Here is a 22,709-nt window from a genome sequence, read left to right as displayed (position 1 = left end):
AGGTTTGCAAAGGCTACGTTTTATTAAATATGTAACCAAATGCGGGGGTTGGCAGTTCATTCAACAAAAGGTATTTTGCTTATTTTTTTAGCCAATTTACAAATAAAACCACTTTTAAACAGAATATAGCTAATATTTTTAGCATTAATACCAAACTCCCATTTCTGGAATCGCTCTATGGAAATAAAATTACCCGCTTATCTCAAATACACGGTCATTCTTCTTTGCCTCTTTCTGTTGCTTCACTTTCTGCAACTTTTCAGTGCGGTGTTGATTCCGCTTTGCTTTGCCACGTTGTTTGCCTTGCTGCTGCTGCCCATCAACAAATCCCTGGAAAGACGCATGCCCCGCTCCCTGGCCATTGTCCTTTCACTGGTGCTGGTGATAGCGGTACTCACGCTGGTCATTTGGTTTCTTTCAGCGCAGATTGGAAGCTTTTCTTCAGAATTGTCAGACATCAACACCAAACTAAGTGCCCTGCTGGCTAAGTTCCAGGCGTTTCTGCTGGAGCGGTTTGGCATACAGCCCACCAACAAAGGTGAATTCTTGCAAAAGGCGCTGGGTAACGTGACGCAAACCGGCACGGCTTTTCTAGGGAGCACCATCTCCCTTACCACCGGCGCGCTCACGGTCATTTCGCTGGTGCCTATCTACGTTTTCTGTATGCTGTTTTACCGCGACCACCTACGGCAATTCATGTTCCAGTTCATTACCAAAGACCGCCGGGGTCCGCTCATGGAAACCGTAGACAACATCCAGCGGGTGGTGCAGGGGTACCTTTCTGGGTTGTTCATTGTGATTCTGGTGGTAGCGCTGCTGAACTCCATGGGGCTTTTGATCATGGGCGTAGAGTATGCCATATTCTTTGGGGTGTTTGCCGCCATCCTGACCATCATCCCCTACATAGGCATTATGCTGGGCGCGCTGCTGCCCGCCCTGTTTGTGCTAGTAGACACCGGATCGCCGGCCAAGATGCTCATTGTGATCCTTATTTTCGCGTTTGTGCAGTTTCTGGAAGGCAATTTCATTACCCCCTATGTGGTGGGCTCAAAGGTAAGCATTAACCCATTTGCCGCCATTCTGGCCCTAATTGTGGGCGGAGAGATCTGGGGAGCGCCGGGCATGATTCTGTCTATTCCGGTGATCGCCATTTTAAAGGTGATTTTTGACGCTTATGGCCCGTTGCAGCCCTTTGGGTTTCTTCTGAATGACATTAACCAGGGGCCCAAGGAAAACCAGTTGCTCAAGAAACTGAAAAGGCGAAATAAATAACAGTACCCGGTCTGGTATAAGCCCCTTTTCCAAAAAACACGCCCGAAACGCCGTAACAAATACCCATAGCCGCTAGTATATGTGGGAGGGCCAGGCAGATAGAAACCTCTTCTATTCTACCTGGCAACCAGGAAATTAACACCACCTAACCACTACATTTTTAAGACTATGGATAACATGAACAGCAAAGTAATAGATACCATCAATGACCTGGTAGAAACCGCCCGCGACGGGCAGAAAGGCTATGAAACCGCAGCCGGTGCCGTCACCGATATGCGGGTAAAATCTGAACTGGAAAGACTGGCCCAGCAACGCGCGGTATTCGCAAGTGAACTGGAAAGCAAGGCCCAGCAATTAGGCGGTTCCACCTCCTCTACCACCACCATTGAAGGCGTAGCCATGGAAGCCGCAGGTGCCGTACACCGTGGCTGGATTAATCTGAAAGCGGCCGTGGGCGCCAATGACAGCAAAGCCATTCTGGGCGAGTGCGAAACCGGCGATGAGGCCGCCCTCAAAGCCTACAACAGCGCTTTGAACGAGCCGCTTCCGCTGGATGTGAAAAACATTGTACAGAAACAGCAGATGGAGATTCAGGCTGCCAAGCAGACAATCTCCTCTTTGAAACAAGCGCTTTAATTTCAAGGGATAAGGGTAGTTGATCTAAGACCAGAGTTCCCTCTCCCCTGGAGATTCAAACAATAGAAAAGGCAGCCCCAGAGGCTGCTTTTTTTATGCACCTATCCTGTATCTTTCCATCCTGGGGCTAGGTAAGACTATGGAAGATCACCACCTCTTACCAACCCTTCTGTTTTGGGCCTGTTTTTGGGAAAACAGCCCCGAAACAGAAATGACTTTGGGAGGGTTACAGCCACGGAAACTCAGGCAAATACCGCCACAGATTACCAGAAGCAAAAATGAAACGATATCCCCTGAAAATGGGTTATGAACAAGGCGGTTGTGCCGCTATCAACCTTAAGAGAAGCGCGTGTACGCTATTGTAGATATTGAAACCACCGGCGGGCAGCCGTCTGAAGACCGCATCACAGAAATAGCCATTTTCATTCATGATGGCAACCAGGTAGTGGACCAGTTTCACAGCTTGGTGAACCCTGGCCGCCCCATTCCTTTTTTCATTTCGCAGCTCACCGGCATCACAGATGAGATGGTACGGGACGCACCCAAGTTCCATGAGGTGGCCAAGCAGATTGTGCAGATCACCGAAGGCAATGTGTTTGTGGCCCACAATGTGCGCTTTGACTACTCTTTCATCAAAAAAGAATTCGCGGATCTGGGCTTTACCTTTCAGCGCAAAACGCTTTGTACGGTGCGCCTGAGCCGTAAGCTTATGCCGGGTCTACCCTCTTATAGCCTGGGCAAGCTCTGCAAGAGCATTGACATTCCCCTGCAGATGCGCCACCGCGCCATTGGCGATGCCGAAGCCACAGCCGTTCTTTTTGACCGGCTGCTCAAGATTGACCAGAACAAGGTAGACGCCGACCAGGACGACAAGTTGCTGGAGAAACCCTCCTTCACCAAAGACATCAAGACCTCACTCCTACCGCCCAATATTTCGCGTGAAATGGTAGATGCCTTGCCCTTAGAGGCGGGGGTGTATTACTTCCATGACGAGCACGGCGAGATCATTTACGTGGGCAAGAGCAAGAGCATCCGCAAGCGGATTATTCAGCACTTCAACATTGACTTCAAGAGCCGCAAATCCATAGAGTTCAAGAACCGCATTTCCAATATCACCTACGTGCGCACGGGCAGTGAACTGGTGGCCTTGCTGTTTGAGTCTGATGAGATCAAGAAACGCAAGCCCTTCTACAACCGCGCCCAGCGCCGAAGTGTCTACCATAGCGGCATTTTTTCCTATTATGACCAGGACGGGTACCTACGCCTGACCTTCCAGAAAGCCAAGACTGAAGTACCGCCCCTCCTTACCATGTCCAATCAGTTTCAGGCCAAGAATTTTCTGTTTAACCGGGTGGCTAAGTACAACCTATGCCAGAAACTGTGTGATTTATATAAATCGCCGGGGCCGTGTTTTGATTACCAGGTGCACCAGTGCAAAGGCGCCTGCATTGGCAAGGAGGCGCCAGAGGAATACAACAAGCGCGTGATGGAATCTATAGACGCCTTCAAGTATGACTATGACAGCTTTGTGATTGTGGGCAAGGGCCGCTCCGCGGATGAAAAATCTGTGGTGTGCGTGGAGAACGGGCACTACCTGGGCTTTGGTTACATTGATGAAACCTTCAGCGCTTCTTCTCTGGATGACTTCAAAGACGTGATCAAGCACTACAATGACAACAAAGACACCCAGCAAATCATCAGGGCCTACATGCGCACCAAGCACGGTGACAAGATCATTGATTTTTCCAGGGAATAGACTTTCTGTTTTAAGGCCGTTTTCTTAAAAACAGGCCTAAAACGGAAAGATACTTTAATGCAGGCGGTACCGCAGTAGCCAGCCTTCGGCGTCAAACTCGTTTGCTCGGGGCCGGTATTCATTGATATTGATGTTCTTGCTTTTGGCGTAGTCATTGCCGTCTTCCTCGTCCAGGAGTTTTAGCTTTTTGCCTGTAACCTTCCAGTCCTTTTTCACAATTAGTGCATCTGTGCCTTCGCCGCCATACCAGTGCAGGTCCATCATATTAGGGCCGGCGCCAGATAGGACCAGTTCATCTGCCTTGCCAAGGCCATAAATGGAAATGCTTTTAGTCTCTGCGGGCGAGAACATCTTCTGGTGCAGCAGTTTCCGGGCCTCCCCTTTTTCTTCCGCCCATTGCTTGACCAACACCTTCCCGTCTGGGTGAAACTGTAGCTCAAAACGGTCTTTCTCATTGCTGCCCGCCAGCACTACTTTTTGGTTTAGCAATTGGTAAAAAGCCTCGGCGGCCTGGGGCAGGTCCTGGCGGCGGGCCTTTAACAATTTGGCAAACTCCTGGGCAGACAAATCTTGGATGGAAGCCGGCCACTGCGCCAGCGCCTTGTCAATGACGGCGTCATTAAGGTTTTGCTGTAACTCCTGGGCAGCCATTTTAAAATCTTCCTGAGTGAGGTAGGCTAGTAGATAGGTATCCATTTCTTTGGAGCTTTTAATCAGGCCTTTTACATTGCCGGCAGAAATAGACTTATCAAAGGTCTGGTAATTGGGTTTGAAAAGGCTTACCAGAAAAGTAAGCACGCCATCATCAAATTTAAAGAAGGCATGGTCCCTATCCCGGGGAATAGGTGAATAGAGGGTTTCCCCGTTTTTCTTGGTTACGCCCCAGCGCCATTGGTCCTCGCGGCGGCTCCAATCGCTAAGCCACATGTCAAACAACCTGGAGGTAAGGTATCTTTTGCTGTCTACCTGGTGGCTGGGGTCTGCCACAAACTTCTCAAAGGCCTTACGGGAACTGACCACCTCTTTTGGCTTTCCAAAACTTTCCAGGTGTTCCCAGTTGCCGTCTGGCCGTTCTTCCAGCAGCATCAAGGTATTGGCAAACTCATTTTCATATTCGCCAAGGGCTTTGTCTTGCCCCAGGTACACCAACTGTGGGTTGGTATGGTACACTCCGGCAGCCTCGGCCAGGACCGGCACGATGAAGGCCCCGTACGGGTGAATCACGCTGGTCTGGTCGCGCATGAGGTTGGCCACAAACGTTTTCCGGAAGAACTTGGGAAGGGCTACAGACGGGTCTTTGTCAATGGAACGTAATACGTATTCCCTTTTCTGCCCATCAACCAGCCTAAGGTTCTTGGTCTGGAAACTTCCGCCCTGCCGGGTTGGCGTTACCCCGCCCCTAAACTCACTTAAACTGAAATACGGCACCTGCACGGGCTGTGCCCAGACCTTGCGGTAATGAGACCCGAACCAGAACCTGTGAAACGGGCTTTTGAGGTAATGAGGGCCTGCGGCAACCGTGATGGTAGAATTGGTGGTTTGAGGAAATACCTGCAGTGGGCAAAACAGCAAAAAAAAAGGAACCAGCAGAAAACAGATCCTCTGGCGGAGGTTTCTTTTCAGTAGAATACGGGAATTTGGCATACAAAGTACTTATACCTATATAGGGGGAATGATGTTCTAAAACCTTGTCTTCGGCTTTTTGTTCATCCCATATAAAAAAGGGCCTCTACGGAGAGAGGCACAACCTTTCTTCTGCGCTTAAGGTATGGCAGTAAGTGACTCATGAAGCATGTATAAACTACTAACCTTTTCTTTCTTCCTTTTGGTCTTTTCAGCAGGGTGTGCCCGCAAAGACTTTTTTCAGGAGACTGCCTTGGCGGGCCCCATTGAGCAAAGCCGGAAAGCCGTCTGGGATTCAGCTATCGTAGTGGCGGGCAAACATTACCAGAAAGGCTTTCTCCATCACCTTTTCTGGGGCAAGCACTACCGCGACGTTTGGGCTACGCTGGTCACCTTGCCCCTGCTGGATATGGATAAAATGCATGGCGGCTTGAGCCCCGAAAAAAGGGGCGGCGGTTTCCAGACCACCAGCCTCACCCTGGAAAGCGAAGAAGGCAAGTTTTACGCCTTGCGCTCAGTAGACAAAGACCCGAAAGACATTTTACCCAAAGGCTTGCGCAAAACCTTTCTTACCAATGTGCTGCGCGACCAAACCTCTGCGGTGCACCCTTACGGAGCGGCGGTAGTATCTGGTCTGGCCGCGGGGGCCAAGATCCCGCATAGCCATCCCCGGTTTGTGTATATTCCCAAAGACGTGAAAGGCCTAAAGGAAAACACCCCAGATTTTCAGGACAGGGTTTTTCTGCTGGAAGAGAAATTTGAAGGCAAGGAAGCGATCACCCGCAATTTTGGCAAAGCCAAGAACCTCATTGATTCAGAAGAATTCCTTAAAAACAGGTTTACCCGCCACTCTCATCTGCCAGACCAACTATCCTTTGCCAAAGCCCGTTTGTTTGACGTCTTTATTGGCGACTGGGACCGTCATGAGGGCCAGTGGCAGTGGGCAGTCTATGATACCAGTGCAGTCACTACCTACAGTCCAGTCCCCAAAGACCGCGACCAGGCTTTCTTCAAATTCGATGACGGTCTGTTGCCTTGGCTTTTCAGCCGCCGATGGGCCCCGGTAAGCAAGATGAAAACGTTTCACGCCCGGGTTTCATCACCTAGAGGCTACCTCAAAAATGCGCAGTTTATTGATGACCGCTGCCTCAATGAAGTAACCCAGGAACAGTGGCAACAAATAGCCCGCCAATTACAGCGCCAACTCACCGATAGCTTACTAACCGCTTCTGTTTCTCAATTGCCCCAGTCGGTCTACCAATTGACCGGGGAAGAAATAAAAACCAAACTGGCCTCCAGAAGAAACCAATTGCCGGCCATTGCCCAGGAAATGTATCTCATCCTGGCCAAAAATGTATTGGTAGCTGGCACAGATGAAAAGGAAAAATTTGTGGTAGAACGACAGCCTGACGGCGATACCCGCGTCATGGTGCTTCAGGTGCCTGGTGATGAAAAAGTAAAGCCCTTATTAGTGTATGACCGGGTCTTTAAAAAAGCAGAGACCAAATCAATCTTTTTATATGGCTTGGGAGAGGAAGATGAGTTCCTGATCTCTGGTAAAGCCAACCAAGGGATAAAGGTCAATATCTATGGTGGCATGGGTGAAGACGAGGTAAAAGATGCCTCCGCTGTGCAGGGCCTGAGCAGAAAAACCCGCGTTTATGACACCAAACAGGGCATTGAAGTAGAGAAAAGCAAAGAGACCCGCCTAAGGAAAAAAAGCAGCGTTAAAGTGCATGCCTTTGACCGCGAGGGTTTGTAGCGCATAACTCAGCAATCCATTTACGGACAAGGAAAATCAATTGTAATAAACGCTGGAAAAGGATTGGCAATAATTCTTCGGCTTTGGTTACAAGGAATGGCCTTTGCCTTATCTGCTCTTTTTTCCCTCAGGAGTGATCTCAGCAAATAATCCTCAAGAAACTAGATTGCCCTACCTTCTCCAGGCCTTCTTAAGTTGAACAAACAGCCTCTAACATCTAGGTTAAGGTAACGTATTTGGAGCAGTTTACGCCTGAATTTAGGGCTTGCTTCCGCAAATTTGCAAACACGTTTTGAGCCCGGTTTTCAAAAAACACGCCTAAAACGCAACTCACTCACTCACTCACTCACTCACTCACTCACTCACTCACTTTCCGTATCCACCAGGAATTGTCACAGGTTTGGCAGTCCAGGGTGAAATGATTGCGGTGCAGGACTTTTTCAGAGGCTTCATTGCCAGCTTCGGTTTCAGCAGTGAGGGTTTTGATGTGGGGTTGATTCTGGCACCAGTGCACCAGGCCCGCCACCCCTTCCGTCATGAGTCCCTGTTTTTGGTACGCATCATAGGTCCCGTAACCGATCTCCACTTTTCCGGTTTCATCTGGCGGACCTTTGAAACAGAGGTCCCCTACCAGGGTTTGCTCCTCCTTCAGCACCATGGCCCATAGAGTGTAAAACAAATGGTGCCCAGGGTGTTTGGTGATAAGCGGGAGGAAAAAATTCTCCAGCGAGTCTGCCAAGTCTTCGTTTATTTTCTTGGGGGTATAATTCAGGCCCAGTTCTTTTTCCAGGGAGCCGTTATTGGCCAGGTACAATATCTGCTGCTTGCGCGTAAGGGGCTGGATCAGGAGCCGAGGTGTTTTTAGCTGAATCATCACTGCGAAAGGTTTGGGTTCCCAAGATAAAAGTTTCCAGCCTGCCTCCCAAAGCGGTTATTGAAGAGCTTTCAGCATTTTAAGCACAAACTCCTCGGTACGGGAGAGGTAAGGATTCTCTTTGCGTTTTTTGGCGTCATGCTTTCTCAGGTACTCAATGAGCTTATCCTGCTTGAACAGGTTTACCACCTCAGGGTGAATGTAGTATTTACTGCAAACGGTGGGCGTGTTACCCAACTCCTGGGCCACCCGCTTGGCCGCCTCTTTCACAGACTTCTCTTTCTCAATGTCTGGGTTTTCCTCCAGAATCTGTTCCAGGCATTCTACCATTAACACGGTACCGCCCCAGGTCCTGAAGTCCTTGGCCGTGAACTCTTCGGCGCTCAGGCTGCGCAGGTAGTCATTCACGTCACCAGACTCAATGGGCTGGCGTTGGCCGTTCTCATCATAGTATTGGAACAAATCATAACCGGGTATATCCTGACACTGTTTTACCAGGCGCGCCAGCCGCCGGTCTTTGATACTGATTTCATGCTTCACCCCTTTCTTGCCCACAAACTCCAATCTAAGCTGTCCGCCCTCAATTTTCACGTGCCGGTCACGTAGCGTAGTGAGCCCGTAAGACTGGTTGGCTTTGGCGTAAGACTTATTCCCGATCCTGATAAAGGAATGATCCAGTAACTCTACCACTATGGCCAGTATCTTCCGCTTTTCCAGCTTCTTAAGCCGCAAGTCTTTCTCTACCTGTTTTCTAATGTGAGGCAGGGCGCGCCCAAACATGAGCATGCGCCCGAACTTGTTCAGGCTTCGGGCCTGCTGCCATTGCGGGTGGTACAAGTATTGTTTGCGGCCCTTGTCATCGCGGCCCGTGGCCTGTAGATGGCCGTTGGCCGAAGGCGAGATCCAGACCTCAGTCCAGGCCGGCGGAATGACCAGTTTCTGAATACGGTCCAGGGTTTTCTCATCTGTCACGGGGTCGCCTTTGGCCGTGACGTACTCCACCTTTTTTCCTTTTTGCTGACGGGTAATGCCTGGTTTGACGTCTGGTACATACTGGAGCCCGGCCTGTTGCGCCGAAGCTGTTACGTCTGCATACACCGTGTGGGGAGTTATTTTTTGTGCCATGGGAATAAGTAGGAAAAGAACTTCTCCTTTAACCTATCCTAAAGAGAAAAGTTTATACCGTTTTGGGCCTGTTTTGCCAAAAACGTGCTTAAAACCTGGTTCTTTGTTACAGACCTTGCGGCAGGCTGTGCCATCCTGTACATTTTGTTGACTTCACCCGTATAAGGGGCATCTATAGCAACCATTTTAAAATGAAACCAAACCGCTTTTCTTCCTTTCCCTTACCAAGAATTTTCTCGTTGTTTTTTCTGCTGCTCACTGCCGTTTTTCTGGGCAGCTGCTCAGGAGACAAGAACGGAAACCAGATTTTATTTTCCGTAGACGAAGACATAAAGCTAGGCCATCAGGTTTCCCAGGAAATGGATTCTACCTTCCGGGCCAAGGGCCAATTACTGGAACGCACCTCCTCAGACCCCAAGGTACGGGCCGCCTATGCGCACCTGGATAAAATAGTAAACCGCATTATTTCCACCGGTAAAGTAGGTTACCGCGATGAATTTGCCTGGGATGTGAAAATCATCTATGATCCCGAGAACCTGAACGCCTTCGCCACACCGGGCGGTCACATTTACGTTTTTACTGGCCTTATCAAAAACCTGGACACCGAGGATGAACTGGCGGGTGTGCTGGGCCATGAGATTGCCCACGCAGACCAGCGCCACACCATGAAACAGCTTCAGAAACAGTACGGCATTGCCTTTATTTCCAGGCTGGTACTAGGCGATAACGCCGGCCAGATGGAGCAAATTGCTGGGCAGATAGCGGGGCAACTGGCCGGCCTCAAATTCAGCCGAGATTATGAACGGGAGTCAGATGAGTTCTCGGTGGAGTACCTGGGCGCCACTAACTATTACGCCTGTGACGGGGCGGCTGGCTTCTTCCAGAAAATGCAGACCCTTGAAAACCAGGGTACGCCCCCAGAATTTATCTCTACCCACCCCTCGCCCGGAAACCGTATTCAAGACATCAAGGCCACGGCGCAAAAGCAAGGCTGTAAAACCTCTTCAGCGGATAATACGCAATACCAGGCTTTCAAAAGAAACCTGGGCCTGTAACCGCCTTTACCTTGCAAACCGTATTTGCGTAAGCGAAATCAAAACTAAAGACTTGGCATGGCAATAGACTGGAAAAAAAGCCTGGGAGAATTTATTGATAAACATGATGATTCCTTTGACCTGCTCATGCAGCGGCTAAGGAACCGCTTAGGGCTCTACAAGCCTTTGTATATAGTTCCTTACCGCAGCTACGGCACGGTGAACCGCCTCTACGTGAAGGGCCGCGTACTGACCAACAAGGGCATTACCGGCGCCCAGGAAAATGACAACCTGGCCAAGAACCTCCTTAACATGTACCGGCGCTTTGAAAGCGATGAGGTGCGTGATGCGCTGGTCTCGGTCTGCTTCCAGGGCAAAGAGCATGAGGTGATGACAGACAGCGAGGGCTATTTCACCCTGAACCTGGAGCCGCCTACTCCGCTGGTGCTGGATGATATCTGGCATGAGGTGGAAATTGAATTGAAGAAGGCAAATATCTCTTCTTTTGAGCCCGGCATTAAAACCGAAGCCCATGTGCTGGTCCCTCCACCGGACGCAGAGTATGGCGTTATTTCTGATATTGATGATACCATCGTGCTTACCTCGGCTACGGATATCATTCAGATGTCGCAGCACACGTTCATGAACAACGCCCGCACGCGGTTGCCCTTTGCGGGGGTGTCTGCCTTTTACCGGTCACTGCAACTGGGCCGCAACGGCAAACGCAACAACCCGTTCTTTTACGTGAGCAGCAGCCCCTGGAATATGTATGACCTGCTCCATGATTTCCTGGATATCAATGATATTCCGGCGGGGCCGTTGTTGCTTCGTGATTTTGGCCTGTTGCAGAACAAGTTCTTCGGGGCAGACCATATGGGCCACAAGTTCAAAGAAATACAGAACATCCTGCTTACCTATCCGCACCTGAATTTTGTGCTTATTGGTGACAGCGGCCAGGAAGACGCTCCCATTTACCGGGAGGTGATCAAGCAGTTCCCGGGTCGTATAATCTGCGTGTATATCAGAGACGTGAACCTGGAAGACCGCGCCTCCATGGTTACCTCCATCACTGAGGAACTGAAAGGCACGGTAGAGATGCTGCTGGTAAAAGACACCGCCGCTGCCGCCAAACACGCTGCCTCCACCGGTCTTATCTTCCAGGCGGAAGTAGAGAAAGTGGAAGACCAAAAAGCCATTGACCAAAGCGATGCTCCTGGTACCTCTACCCAACAGGCGCCCGCGCCAATAAGTAAAGACACCAAGGGACTAGGGTAAAAAGATTATTACTGTCTAAAAGAGAACGACTTCCGTTTTGGGCCTGTTTTTTAGAAAACAGGCCCAAAACGGAAGTCGTTCTCTTTTAGGAAGGAGCCACTAGGAATGACAGGTTAGAATATCAAAACCCCTGGAAGGTAATTGGCCGATAATAAGCTCAAACCGCCCATGATCCAATTTACTTAATTGAGGAAATTATGTCTTAAAGCAGATTGGCTTGCAATCCTATCCCATTTGCTCCAGGACTTTGGGTAGTTTCTTCCGAAGTTGTTTTTTCCAACCCATTTGCATCACCAGGCTAACTAGGACCAGTTTAAGGCCTTGGTAGCCAGAATGCTCCAAGGAGAGGATGGTTCCTGCACAGGTAGGTTCTAAGGTAAATTGAAGTTGGGTGTCTAACTTGGCAAAAATGCCCTTAGAGAGTTTGTCAGCCGTGTCTGAATGAATTCCGGCGCAGGCCAAGGTCTTTTCTCCGGTAGCTTCCCCTCTATAACTATAGGCAAGGTGCTTTAAGGGCTCAATAGCTGAAATCTCACAATGGGTAACCCCGTCCCACCCTTTCTGGGGAGCCATCTTAAAAGTAAATGAATGATGCAGTACTGGCTTGATATTATTGGGCATAAACCAGCTTCCCAGAAGGTGGGCATCAGTCAAGGCCTGCCAGACTTTCTCAGGGGAATAGGGCAAGATGATCTTTAGTCTTATGGTTCTTTTCATCTGGCCAATGCTTGGGTTTTAGTGGAGTTTAGGGATGGAGAGGAACAAAGGCTCCGCAGAACTTTTAACCTTCCGGAGTTCGTCCCTATCCCCTTCCGCTAGCTTGAGTGATCGGCTACTATCAACCATTTCCCGCCTATTTTTCTGAAAACAAGCGAAAAGTGGCCTTGTAGATCACCTATCCGGCGGCTGAGGTGCCATTTACCCACCACTAGTAATGCCTCTTTGCTAATAGAAGAAGTGTGCAGAAGCGTAAAAGTTAGCTTGCCCATGGCCTCCTGGGTAGGATAGCTGCGTTTATAGTTTTGCAAGGTTTTCTCCCACCCAAAAGTAGGGCCGCTGTGCCCCACAAACACCAACGAATCTGAGTGCCAGTAGGGTGCCATAAACCCTTCCAGGTCTCCGCGGTTCCAGGCCTGGCTCTGCGACTCCATAATCTGGGCTATGTCAGGCCTTGCCTCAGAGCCGCCTTTGGAGGAGACGCAGCTGTTCAGCAGACTAACCCAAACCAGGCAAAGGATAAAAGATAGTAAGTGGCGCTTTTGCATAAGAATTAGTTATACCAGGTTTTAATCAGTTCTGTCCCGCCCAACCGCTTCATGTTGCGCACAATGTTTCGGCGCCGCCGCAATACGTAACCGGTAGGTTTGGCCACCGAATATTTGATAGGGTTAGGCAATACCGCTGCCAACAAAGCCGCCTGCTGCCGGCCCACCTTTTCAGGGACGGTACCAAAATACTTTTTACTGGCCGCGTGCACCCCAAAGACATGGTCGCCCATTTCGGCAATGTTCAGGTACACCTCCATGATGCGTTCCTTGCCCCATAGCACTTCAATCATAAAAGTAAAGTACATTTCCACAGCTTTTCTCAGGTAGCTTCGGCCGTGCCACAGAAATACGTTCTTGGCCACCTGCTGACTGATGGTACTTCCGCCCACGGTTTTCTTGCTGGACATGTTCCGCTGGAAGGCCTGCTTAATGGCCTTAAAATCAAATCCGTCATGGGTCAGGAACAATTGGTCCTCGGCGGCAATCACGGCCAGAGGGAGTTGGCTGGACATATCCTCCAGCTCAACAAACTGGTACTCAATCTGGCTTATTTTCTGGGTTTTAGGGGAAGGCTCAGACCGCTTGGACAGCATGTGCAACGTGACTGGCGGGTCCACCCACCGGTAGGTTAACACCCAAAGCACCGAAACCAGGAATAGCACCACCGCCAGCTTTAAAAATAGCCATCGGGCGGCAGCCCAGGTAAAGGGCATGGAGATTTGCTGTTTTGCCATATTGTAACCTTCGGGCAGTCTTCACATCCAACTTACTGCCTCACAAAAATAAAGAAATAGTGGTAGCTTCTGGAAAGCCTTCTTAAATTAGTATCAGGCATTTGATTTATACCACCCATGAGCAGATTTTTACCGCTATTTCCGTTGAACATTGTTGTTTTTCCGGGAGAGAAACTGAATTTGCACATCTTTGAGCCCCGTTACCGTGAAATGATCAAAGAATGCCAAGAGCAGGACACTACCTTCGGGATACCGGTGTACCTGGACAAGGGCATTGGTGATTACGGCACCGAGATCAAGATTTTGAGTGTGGAGAAAAAATACCTGGGCGGCGAAATGGATATCAAAACCAAGGGCCTTAAAATTTTTAAAATAAAGGAGTTCCAACGCCACGTTCCCGGCAAACTCTACTCTGGCGGGTTGGTAGAGCCCGTTGAAACCGTGCAGGATGATGACCCCGTGCAGCGCCAAAAGATAATAGGCCTTCTAAAACAATTGTATGGCGCCCTGGGGGTTCAGAACCTTATGCTCAACTTACCGGAGAACTTTCAATCTTATGATGTGGCCCACCACCTGGGCTTTACCACCGAGCAGGAATATACCTTACTGCAATGCTTTAAGGAGAGTGAGCGCCAAGAGCTTATACTGGATCATTTAACCCGCATCTTACCCGTGGTGCTGGAAACCGAGAAACTAAAAGAGCGGGTGAAGCAGAACGGGCACTTCAAGCACCTACCCCCTCCCAACTTTTAAGCGGTAACCAAGTATTAGCAAAGAGACCTAACAGGCACCTACCGCGCGCAATGCTTTACCAAATAGTCTTATTCCTTCTTCTTGCCCTGGCCATTTGGCTGTTGTATTCTTACCTGAAAGAAAGGAAATACCGCAAAAAACCTTTTTACGCCCTGGCAGACATTGGCTGGCGCACCAATACCCCTCCGCCCATTGAAGAAAGAATCCATTCTGTGGCCCTGGTGGGCGACATAGGCAAGGCAGGACCTGTAGGGGAAGACGGCGTTATGAACACCATTTCCTTCTGGATGCAGGAAGCAGGGAAAGACAGTACCATCATTTTTTTGGGAGACAACATCTACCCCACTGGGGTTCCGCCGGAAGGTTCCTTTAAGCGCGCCGCCGCCCTGCAGAAGCTCCAGCACCAGCTAGACCTGCTCAAGACCTTCCCTGGAAAAGTTATCTACCTCAGTGGAAACCATGATTGGAACAAAGGCCGCAAAGACGGCTATGACTATGTGCTCAGGCAGGAGAAAATTATCACAGAACAGCTAAAAGACCCGACTGCCTACCTTCCCCCGGCCGGTAGCCTGGGACCGGTAACGGTTGAGGTAAACGAGCGTCTTGTCATAGTGGTGATCAATACCCAATGGTGGGTTCAGGCGGGCTACAAACCTCTGGATGCTGCCAACGGGACGGTTTATGCCCAACCTAAGGAATTTTTTCAGGCGCTGGAGGCGGTATTGGAAGCCAATAAAGACAAGTTTATTTTATTGGCTGGTCACCACCCCATGTATAGCAACGCCTTACACGGAGGTAGGTTTACCGTAAAACAGCAGCTGTTCCCCCTCACTTTTGTCCACAAGAAGGCTTATGTGCCGCTGCCTATCATGGGAAGCCTTTTCCGGATGTACCGCAAATACATAGGCGTGCATGAGGACATGGCCTTTCCGCCGTTCAAGAAGTTCAGGAAGCGGCTGTTAAAGGTATTGCACCGGCATCATCCTATATTCTATGTGGCGGGCCATGACCACAACCTACAGTATTTTAAAGTGCAGGGTAATCATTACGCCGTGAGTGGGTCTGGCAGCAAAACCAATTTTGTAGCCAAAGGCGGTAAAGCCTCTTTCTCCCATGAAAGCAAGGGATTTATGGTATTAGACCACTACCGAGATGGCAGCGTCTGGTTACGGGTGCTGGAACCTGCGGTAACTGTTAATGAGCCGCCCTTTCTTATGTTCCAGAAGTGCATTTACACCCCAGAGCCCGTTGTTACTCCTCCGCTGCAGGCAGCAACACCCGAAGGCTTTTAGGCATCACCTTGAACATGATCCTTTCAGGCAAAGAAACCGGCTCACCATCAATTTGGGTAAGTTCCTTTGAATGATTGACCACCTCAGCTTCGCGGCAACTAAACCTATGGGTGTAAACAGAGTTGTCAATGCTGTCTGTGTACATCTGGTATAAAATACCCAGGCTGGAAGCTTTGGGAAAAGGCTCCAGAATAAAAATTTCAAATTCACCGTCGTTGATGATGCCCGAAGGGTTAATAGTGGCATTACTACCAAAGGCCTTGGCGTTGGTTACCGCAATCATGAAGGCCTCGCCGTCAAAAACTGTTTTGCCGTCGGTTATGATAGTGTACTTCTGCGGAACGTATCCCATAAATTCCTGCATGGCTATCCAGGCGTAAGCCCCGGGTCCTCTGGAGTCCCCTTCCCCAAAACGTTCCACCACCAGGGCATTGAACCCCATATCACACAGGTGAATGGAAAGTTGCCCGTTCACGTCTAAGGTATCAATAGCGGTGATCTGATGATCAATCAGCACATGCAGGGCCTCGTCAAAATCCTGTGGAATTCCCAAATCTTTGGACAAGCCGTTCCCAGACCCCTGCGGGATAATCCCCAAGGCTGTTGAGGAATGGATGATAGCCTTTGCGGCCAGACTAACGGTCCCGTCACCACCAATGGCCGTAACCACGTCCGGCTGGAAAGAGCCAATCTTCTCCCTTAGGTGGCGCTCATCTTCTTCACCGGTGGTTTTATAAAAATCTGCCTCTATCTGGTTTCGTATACAAAACGCCCGTACGTCTTCCGTTAACTCTTCTTTGTCAAGATCGCCGGAAATGGGGTTAATGACAAACAACATCTTGTTCATAGGCTGCAATAGGCTAATAGGTATTTCCGTTTCAAGGCCGTTTTTTTAAAAACAGGCCTAAACCAGGATTATTGGACAAGGCCGGCAGGTACGCCATTAGGGAAAACCTTATTGATAGCCTGCTCAATTTCCGTCATCCGGTTGGCAGGATTGGGGTGCGTCTGAAAGAATTCAGGACCGCTTCCTCCGCCCCCGCCCTCAGATAATACCTCCATGACGCCCAACATGGCGCGGGGATCATACCCTGCCTCTGCCGTAAAGGTCACAGCCAGGCGGTCAGACTCCAGTTCATCATCACGCCCGTATTTCAGGTTCATCAGTTTACCAATCATGGCCGCCGCCGCGGCGGCACTGGCAGAGGAAGGGTTCTGCGGGTCATAGGTGGCCACGGCCGCCGCCCCGGATAACCCTTGGGTTAATTTGGCTTTGGCAATCTGCTCGGCAGAATGCCGGGCCACCACGTGCCCTATCTCATGGCCCAACACACCGGCTACCTGCCCTTCTGTTTTTAAGCGGCGCAGCAGGCCGGCAGTAATAAAAATCTGACCACCCGGCAAGGCAAAGGCATTGATGGTATTTTCATCCGCTAGAAGGTGAAAGTCAAATTGATAAGGAGTCTCCCGGGCTTTGGTACTCTGCACAATACGCTGGCCAATCTCTTTTACTTTGGCGGCGGCCTGCTGGTCTGCATGCAGCCCTCCGTATTGCTGCGCCATTTCAGGCGCGGCCTGCAAGCCCAGCGCAATCTCTTGCTCAGCACTCATATTGATGTGCTGGTCTTCACCAGTGACGGGGTTATGTTCTCGGTTGCACCAGTAAGTTACTAATGAAAAGGCCGCAATCAGCAACCCTACCACAAAACGCATGGAACCTCTCATTTTTGTCTTTTTTTAAGTTCACTCTTTGGTCTTCTCCTAGTGCCCAGGTTGGCCACTAAGTAGAAATACGTTTAGAGAACGGTGTTACACATACTTAGTTGCACCCAAAGACGGGCAAAGACAGGAGAAATTCTCTTTGACATAGATAATTCTCTATATCATTTTTGATTGGACATACGTAAGAGGGCTATAGCGCAATTTTGCGCGCAACCTAATGTAAAACTGAAATGAACCTTAAAAGAACTTTCGGCGCTATTCTTACAATTCTAGGGATTGTAGGCGTCATTTGGGGAGCTTATGCTTTCTTAGCTGGTGGAGATTCTGTTGGAGGGGTTTCTGTGAATCAGTTCTCGGCGGCAGTGCCGTTTGTAGTAGGACTGATTTTTCTTTTCACTGGCATTAGCCTGGTAAAAGCCACCAAAGACACTGCTTGATAGCCAAACCAACTACCATAAAGTAGCAGAGGCCACCCGTATGGGTGGCCTCTGCTACTTTATGGTAGTTAATTATTTACTTGCTCAGCAACTCGCCTTGCTTGGCTAGAATCTCATTTTCAAAACGTTTGATGGCGGTGTCTGCATTCAGGTAAGCAGAGGTATAGTTTGCCACCGGGGCATCAATGTATAAAACAGTGCCTCCTTTAATTAATTGAACCACTTCTGAGGTAATCTCTTTAGGTAAGGCGGGGCAACCGTGGCTACGGCCTAATCTGCCATGCTGCTTTACAAAAGCTTCACTCACGTAGTCTGCGCCATGCACTACCACCGCCCGCTCTTTGGCGTTGGAGTTAAACCCTTTGTCCAAACCTTGCAATTTTAATGACAGGCCATGTTTGCCAATGTAGGTATTCTCTGTCAGGTAAAAGCCCAAGCTACTCATGTGAGAGTTCTCTACGTTAGAGAAGTTGACGGCTTTCTCATTTCCAGAGCCACGGCCGTGGGCCACCAGGCTATTGTAAAGAAGCTTCTTTTTGGCCAGGTCTACAATCCAAAGGCGTTTCTCGCGGCTGTGCTTTCCAAAGTCAACAATAGTTAAGATGCTTTTAGACTTGTTCAGTTTGTTTTGCTCCTTTAGGTTATAATACCCGGTGGCAGCTCTTTTGAACACTTCAAAATCCATTCCCGCTTTCTTCAGGTCTGCCTCGTCATATAAGTTGTCCAGAAAGTCTGCGAAAGGAGTTTTACCAGGCACTGCCTTCACCTCTACTATTCTTGTAGAAGAAGTAGAAAAAGACTCTGTAGAGGAAGCGCTGTTTGCAGGAAGAACAAAGGATAAGACTGCAATGACGGAGAAAATGGAAATTATTCTATTCATATCTTATTTCTTTACAAGTGCCGCAATAGTAACCCCATTTGTGTCTATTTTTGTTCCCAAAAGGCTTAATTCCTTTAGATTTGGCGTTTCCTTGGAGGCACGTCATGCTCAGAACCAGGCTTTTACCTTGCAATTTAAACGTACGTACCAATGAATAACCCATCTGCCTCTAAAATACAAAAAACGAAGTTCTTATTGGTAAGTTGCTTCTCCCTTCTCTTCCTAAGTGCCTGTTCCTCCCCCAGCGAAGACTTCAATTTTGACTCTGATACCTGGAAGAAGGACCTTAATGGTTGCCAGGGCCAGCGGCTCAAGCAACAAAAACAGGTAGAGGACATGAGATTAGACCTTGTAGGGTTGAAGGAATACAAGATCAGGCAGTTGTTGGGTAAACCAGACCTGGAAGAGTTAATGGAGCGTAGCCAGAAAATCTACATCTATTTCATAGCCCCCGGCCCTAAATGCCAAGCACAGGCGGCCCCTAAAAAAGTAGCCCTCACCGTACGGCTAGACGCCCTGGGCAACGTGCGTGAGGCCAACCTGCTGGAAGAGTAAGGCCAGAAAAAAAGAAAGCCATTCCTCATTGATGGGGAACGGCTCTCTAAGCAAGCGTCAAACCTTAGTTTTTAACTTTCTTTTTACTGGTAGCAGTCTTAGTTTTGGCTTTGTCGTGCTCTACTTTGCTTTTACCTTCTGGAGTGATGATTTTGGTTTCAGAGGGAGATGATTTGTACTTCACAGACTCTGTTTTCAGTTTCTCAGTACCATTCTTCATCTTCATCTCTCCGTGAGTAGACTCAGCTTTGATTTTGTTATCCTCAATCTTCACCTTGCTGTCTTCGCTCTCCATTTTCACTTTGTCATCCTTGATTTTCATCTCCGCTTCTGTTGCCGTAGAGGTTCCAGTAGAGTTCATATTGGAGTTAGAGTTCATGTTCATAGACCCTGAGGTAGAAGAACTGTCTGTAGTAGAAGGAGTTTCTACTGGACGGCCATCAAATTCAAGGTAGGAAGTGAACTGCTTAGGGGTAAGAATAGCTGCAAATTCCTGATCTAGTTGGGCATTTACCTCTTTGATCTTGGCATCACGCATTTGCGCGTCATTGGCATACATTTTCTCAATCTCATTGAATTTGTCCAGACGGGCTTGGTTCAACGCTTTGATTTTAACGTACTGGCCTTCATTCAACTGAAGGTCATTATACATTTGGCGGCTCATTTCTGTTGCGCTCATGGAGAGTACCGTACGAACAGTGGCAGCAGTTCCTGTTAAATTGGTTTGGGCTTGGGCCGTGAACATGGCACCCAGAAATAAGGCAGATAGGATAAATTTTTTCATTTTTTTGACGCTTAAAGTTTGACGCTTTAGTACAGATATATTCAAATTGCTAAATGTTTTATATCTCCTTTAACGGCTTATTTATTTCAATGTTATAGGAATTTTAACATTTACTAATTGTATTATTTTTCTATTTCAAATTGAACGGCAAAAAAAATTATTATATAGAAAAATCCTATATTCTAATTAATGCATAAAGCCTCTTTTCTCCCTCTCAATTCTCACTATTCGTAGTTAAAACGGTCCTTTCATAAAGCTTTACCTGGGCACCTTCAACGGAAGACAATCTCCTCCCCCAGCCCTACCGGAAATATATTTCTTACTGCCGCAAGGGCAGATATAGTAATTAACAAAGTTCTACTCTATTATATACGGCCTTGGGCAATACATAGATATTGCAACTTGGTATTTCTATAAAGTCAAAAATTGAGGCTATAAAAAAAGCCTGGCTTAGGAGAGCCAGGCTTCATTAAGATAAGGTGCCAAGTGGGTTTAGGAAGATAATTTATGGTCTGGTCTTTTAAAGAACTGCATTCCTATAAACCCAATAAAGGTGCCCAAGATAATACCCATCAGGATCCAGGTGATGCCTAAGATCCAGATGGCCTGCTGGTCACCGTAAGATTCATCTGCCCTGTAAGGATAGGAAAAGGCTAAATGGAATACAGAATCCATTAACACCTGGAAGAGGGTATACACAACCGCGGAGACCAATCCCACAAAAAAGCCTACGCCAATTCCCTCTAGGTAGTCTATTCTCCCATGTTTGCGGCTTTTATGGCTTTTGATGGCCATAATGACCCCAATCACTAAGACAATGCCCACCAAAAAGTGCAAGGATACATTTTCTATAAGCCCAAGGAGTTTCACCAACACAATATAGATGATGGCTGCCACCCCTGTCATTATTCCATAATAGGTACCGGTTTTCTGTACCGTTGTCCTTTGTTGTTCCATGTGTCGTTTTATTTTATTAAGGTCCGTTTCTTAGGTGGTCAGACCGTGACCCCGAATTCATAGTAGATATGGTTAATCATATACTTAATTCACAGACCTCTTGTTGTGCTAATCCCGTTTTTTTACCAATGCCTGGTCCAAATGTTTTAGCGGTAACTCTCTAAGCGCCCGCGCTGAACTGATTTAAGGTTATGATTGTCTGCTAATAAGGCGCAGGCCGCTAAATAGACGAAAAGAACCTGAGGCAAGGTCTTTTTGAAGTTCTTTTGGTAACTTCGCCGGCAGAAACCCTACTAAATCACCACAGAGCATAGCATGATCAGTACCAGTAACGTAAGTCTTGGCTACGGCAAACGCACCCTTTTTGAAGACGTCACCATCAAGTTCTCACCCGGCAACTGTTATGGCCTTATTGGCGCAAACGGCGCGGGTAAGTCAACTTTCCTTAAGATTTTATCAGGGGAGATAGACCCCAATACCGGCACGGTAGACATTCCGGCCAAAATGCGCCTGGCGGTGCTAAAGCAGGATCACTATGAGTATGATGAATACCCGGTGCTGCAAACCGTGATCATGGGCCACAAACGCCTTTATGATATCATGAATGAAAAGGATGCCATCTACGCCAAGGAGGATTTCTCTGAGGAAGACGGCATGCGCGCCTCTGAACTGGAAGCTGAGTTCGCTGACATGGAAGGCTGGAACGCCGAATACGAGGCCGGTGAATTACTAAGCGGTTTGGGTATCTCCCCCGATCTCCATTACACCCTCATGAAAGACCTGGGAGGTAATGAGAAGATACGTGTTCTCTTGGCACAGGCCTTATTTGGTAACCCAGACATTCTATTGCTGGATGAGCCTACCAACCACCTGGACGCTGAGTCTATCATGTGGTTGGAGAACTTCCTGGACAACTTCCAGAATACAGTGATTGTGGTAAGCCACGACCGCCACTTCCTGGATGCCGTGTGTACGCACGTGGCAGACATTGACTACGGCAAGATCCAGCTGTACGCGGGTAACTACTCCTTCTGGTATGAGTCCAGCCAATTGGCCTCCAAGCAGCGCACAGACGCCAACCGCAAAACCGAAGACAAGCGCAAGGAACTGCAGGCCTTTATTGCCCGTTTCAGCGCGAATGCCTCTAAATCAAAGCAGGCCACTTCCCGGGCTAAATTATTAGAGAAACTTACCCTGGAGGATATCAAGCCTTCCAGCCGCCGCTACCCTTACATTCAATTCAAACAGGAACGCGAGGCGGGTAACCAGTTGCTCCAGATAGACAACCTTTCTAAAGAAGGCGAAGAAGGCCCGCTGTTCAAGAACGTCACCTTTACCGTTGACAAGAAGGACAAGATTGCGGTTATTAGCCGCAATGACCTGGCAGCCACTTCCTTCTTCAAAATCATAATGGGAGAAATGGCCCCTGACAAAGGCGAGTTCAAATGGGGAACCACCATCAGTACCGCCTACTTCCCTAAAGACAATGGAGAGTTCTTCCAGACAGACCTAAGCCTGGTAGATTGGTTGCGCCAATTCTCAGTGGAGAAAGATGAAAGCTTTATCCGGGGCTTCCTGGGTCGTATGCTTTTCTCGGGTGAGGAATCCCTGAAAAAGGCCAGTGTTCTTTCCGGGGGAGAAAAAGTACGGTGTATGCTCTCCCGCATGATGTTGCAGAGCGGTAACATGCTGGTGCTGGATGAGCCTACCAACCACTTGGACCTGGAGTCCATCACGGCTTTGAACAACGGCCTTAAAGAATTCCAGGGGTCCTTGCTGTTCAGCTCCCATGACTTACAGTTTGTAGACACCATTGCCAACCGCATTATTGAGCTCACGCCCAAAGGCATTATTGACAAGCGCATGTCTTATGATGAGTACCTCACCAATGATGACATCAAGGCGCTTCGAGCCCAGATGTACGGAGTAAACAGCCTGGTATAGCTAAACCTGTTTTGAGCCTGTTTTTC

Annotated in this window: 22 protein-coding genes; 11 read left to right on the top strand and 11 right to left on the bottom strand. The window is 48.7% G+C overall.

Translation table 11 applies throughout. The features are described from left to right. Positions 1-177 precede the first annotated feature (177 nt). From ACYVJQ_RS08985 to ACYVJQ_RS08975, 3 genes are all read left to right on the top strand, one after another. Positions 178-1,272: an AI-2E family transporter gene (locus ACYVJQ_RS08985; protein ID WP_460892738.1), complete on the top strand. Its 1,095-nt coding sequence runs from the start codon at positions 178-180 to the stop codon at positions 1,270-1,272. Positions 1,273-1,440: 168 nt separating this feature from the next. Next, positions 1,441-1,908 carry a ferritin-like domain-containing protein gene (locus ACYVJQ_RS08980; RefSeq protein WP_460892737.1) on the top strand — a complete coding sequence of 156 codons (468 nt, stop codon included), beginning with the start codon at positions 1,441-1,443 and terminating at the stop codon, positions 1,906-1,908. A 349-nt stretch (positions 1,909-2,257) separates the two neighbouring features. Continuing rightward, a complete protein-coding gene (locus ACYVJQ_RS08975) occupies positions 2,258-3,664 on the top strand; it encodes an exonuclease domain-containing protein (protein WP_460892736.1) in 1,407 nt (468 codons plus the stop codon). Positions 3,665-3,718: 54 nt separating this feature from the next. On the opposite strand, the gene ACYVJQ_RS08970 is transcribed toward ACYVJQ_RS08975, so the two are convergent. Continuing rightward, the gene (locus ACYVJQ_RS08970; RefSeq protein WP_460892735.1) at positions 3,719-5,308 is read right to left on the bottom strand and encodes a hypothetical protein; all 1,590 of its coding nucleotides are present in this window, start codon (positions 5,306-5,308) and stop codon (positions 3,719-3,721) included. 148 nt (positions 5,309-5,456) lie between these two features. Between ACYVJQ_RS08970 and ACYVJQ_RS08965 the strand changes: the two genes are divergently transcribed. After that, entirely contained in the window at positions 5,457-7,049 is a 1,593-nt protein-coding gene (locus tag ACYVJQ_RS08965) for a hypothetical protein (RefSeq protein WP_460892734.1), read from the top strand. 358 nt (positions 7,050-7,407) lie between these two features. On the opposite strand, the gene ACYVJQ_RS08960 is transcribed toward ACYVJQ_RS08965, so the two are convergent. Then, entirely contained in the window at positions 7,408-7,923 is a 516-nt protein-coding gene (locus ACYVJQ_RS08960; RefSeq protein ID WP_460892733.1) for a GNAT family N-acetyltransferase, read from the bottom strand. A gap of 57 nt (positions 7,924-7,980) precedes the next feature. Next, on the bottom strand, positions 7,981-9,048 hold the full coding sequence (locus ACYVJQ_RS08955) for a DNA topoisomerase IB (protein WP_460892732.1): 1,068 nt from the start codon (positions 9,046-9,048) through the stop codon (positions 7,981-7,983). Positions 9,049-9,239: 191 nt separating this feature from the next. Between ACYVJQ_RS08955 and ACYVJQ_RS08950 the strand changes: the two genes are divergently transcribed. Together ACYVJQ_RS08950 and ACYVJQ_RS08945 are read left to right on the top strand one after the other, a co-directional pair. Beyond that, positions 9,240-10,103, top strand: coding sequence for a M48 family metalloprotease (locus ACYVJQ_RS08950; RefSeq protein ID WP_460892731.1), 864 nt, complete (start codon positions 9,240-9,242; stop codon positions 10,101-10,103). 57 nt (positions 10,104-10,160) lie between these two features. Next, positions 10,161-11,357, top strand: coding sequence for an App1 family protein (locus tag ACYVJQ_RS08945; RefSeq protein ID WP_460892730.1), 1,197 nt, complete (start codon positions 10,161-10,163; stop codon positions 11,355-11,357). A 225-nt stretch (positions 11,358-11,582) separates the two neighbouring features. Here the strand turns inward: ACYVJQ_RS08945 and ACYVJQ_RS08940 are convergent, their stop codons facing one another. The 3 genes from ACYVJQ_RS08940 to mtgA form a co-directional block, all read right to left on the bottom strand. Then, positions 11,583-12,074 carry an SRPBCC family protein gene (locus ACYVJQ_RS08940; protein WP_460892729.1) on the bottom strand — a complete coding sequence of 164 codons (492 nt, stop codon included), beginning with the start codon at positions 12,072-12,074 and terminating at the stop codon, positions 11,583-11,585. A gap of 98 nt (positions 12,075-12,172) precedes the next feature. Beyond that, the gene (locus ACYVJQ_RS08935; protein WP_460892728.1) at positions 12,173-12,622 is read right to left on the bottom strand and encodes a YybH family protein; all 450 of its coding nucleotides are present in this window, start codon (positions 12,620-12,622) and stop codon (positions 12,173-12,175) included. 5 nt (positions 12,623-12,627) lie between these two features. Further along, positions 12,628-13,359, bottom strand: a complete 732-nt coding sequence (gene mtgA, locus ACYVJQ_RS08930; protein WP_460892727.1) for a monofunctional biosynthetic peptidoglycan transglycosylase — start codon at positions 13,357-13,359, stop codon at positions 12,628-12,630. 117 nt (positions 13,360-13,476) lie between these two features. Between mtgA and ACYVJQ_RS08925 the strand changes: the two genes are divergently transcribed. Both ACYVJQ_RS08925 and ACYVJQ_RS08920 read left to right on the top strand, forming a co-directional pair. After that, positions 13,477-14,112: an LON peptidase substrate-binding domain-containing protein gene (locus tag ACYVJQ_RS08925; RefSeq protein ID WP_460892726.1), complete on the top strand. Its 636-nt coding sequence runs from the start codon at positions 13,477-13,479 to the stop codon at positions 14,110-14,112. 50 nt (positions 14,113-14,162) lie between these two features. Beyond that, positions 14,163-15,404, top strand: coding sequence for a metallophosphoesterase (locus ACYVJQ_RS08920; protein ID WP_460892725.1), 1,242 nt, complete (start codon positions 14,163-14,165; stop codon positions 15,402-15,404). Here ACYVJQ_RS08920 and ACYVJQ_RS08915 read toward each other — a convergent pair. Together ACYVJQ_RS08915 and ACYVJQ_RS08910 are read right to left on the bottom strand one after the other, a co-directional pair. Further along, positions 15,364-16,251 (bottom strand): diacylglycerol/lipid kinase family protein, encoded by an 888-nt coding sequence (locus tag ACYVJQ_RS08915; protein ID WP_460892724.1) that lies wholly within the window; start codon positions 16,249-16,251, stop codon positions 15,364-15,366. The two genes, ACYVJQ_RS08920 and ACYVJQ_RS08915, sit on opposite strands and share 41 nt — an antisense overlap. 68 nt (positions 16,252-16,319) lie before the next feature. Further along, positions 16,320-17,129, bottom strand: coding sequence for a M48 family metalloprotease (locus tag ACYVJQ_RS08910; RefSeq protein ID WP_460892723.1), 810 nt, complete (start codon positions 17,127-17,129; stop codon positions 16,320-16,322). Positions 17,130-17,356: 227 nt separating this feature from the next. On the opposite strand from ACYVJQ_RS08910, the gene ACYVJQ_RS08905 reads away from it, so the two are divergent. Next, positions 17,357-17,563 (top strand): hypothetical protein, encoded by a 207-nt coding sequence (locus tag ACYVJQ_RS08905; protein WP_048920319.1) that lies wholly within the window; start codon positions 17,357-17,359, stop codon positions 17,561-17,563. Positions 17,564-17,639: 76 nt separating this feature from the next. On the opposite strand, the gene ACYVJQ_RS08900 is transcribed toward ACYVJQ_RS08905, so the two are convergent. Beyond that, complete coding sequence (locus ACYVJQ_RS08900; protein WP_460892722.1) at positions 17,640-18,443, bottom strand: murein L,D-transpeptidase catalytic domain family protein; 804 nt, start codon at positions 18,441-18,443, stop codon at positions 17,640-17,642. A 150-nt stretch (positions 18,444-18,593) separates the two neighbouring features. Here ACYVJQ_RS08900 and ACYVJQ_RS08895 point away from each other — a divergent pair, with 150 nt between their 5' ends. Further along, positions 18,594-18,998 (top strand): hypothetical protein, encoded by a 405-nt coding sequence (locus ACYVJQ_RS08895; protein ID WP_460892721.1) that lies wholly within the window; start codon positions 18,594-18,596, stop codon positions 18,996-18,998. Between the two features lie 64 nt (positions 18,999-19,062). Here ACYVJQ_RS08895 and ACYVJQ_RS08890 read toward each other — a convergent pair whose 3' ends face one another. Together ACYVJQ_RS08890 and ACYVJQ_RS08885 are read right to left on the bottom strand one after the other, a co-directional pair. Next, complete coding sequence (locus tag ACYVJQ_RS08890; RefSeq protein WP_460892720.1) at positions 19,063-19,782, bottom strand: hypothetical protein; 720 nt, start codon at positions 19,780-19,782, stop codon at positions 19,063-19,065. A gap of 492 nt (positions 19,783-20,274) precedes the next feature. Next, a complete protein-coding gene (locus ACYVJQ_RS08885; RefSeq protein WP_460892719.1) occupies positions 20,275-20,739 on the bottom strand; it encodes a DUF4199 domain-containing protein in 465 nt (154 codons plus the stop codon). Positions 20,740-21,054: 315 nt separating this feature from the next. Between ACYVJQ_RS08885 and ACYVJQ_RS08880 the strand changes: the two genes are divergently transcribed. After that, complete coding sequence (locus tag ACYVJQ_RS08880) at positions 21,055-22,683, top strand: ABC-F family ATP-binding cassette domain-containing protein (RefSeq protein WP_460892718.1); 1,629 nt, start codon at positions 21,055-21,057, stop codon at positions 22,681-22,683. The last annotated feature ends 26 nt before the right edge of the window (positions 22,684-22,709 follow it).

Source organism: Rufibacter soli, assembly GCF_054781795.1.
This window is presented reverse-complemented; position numbering and strand designations above follow the sequence as displayed.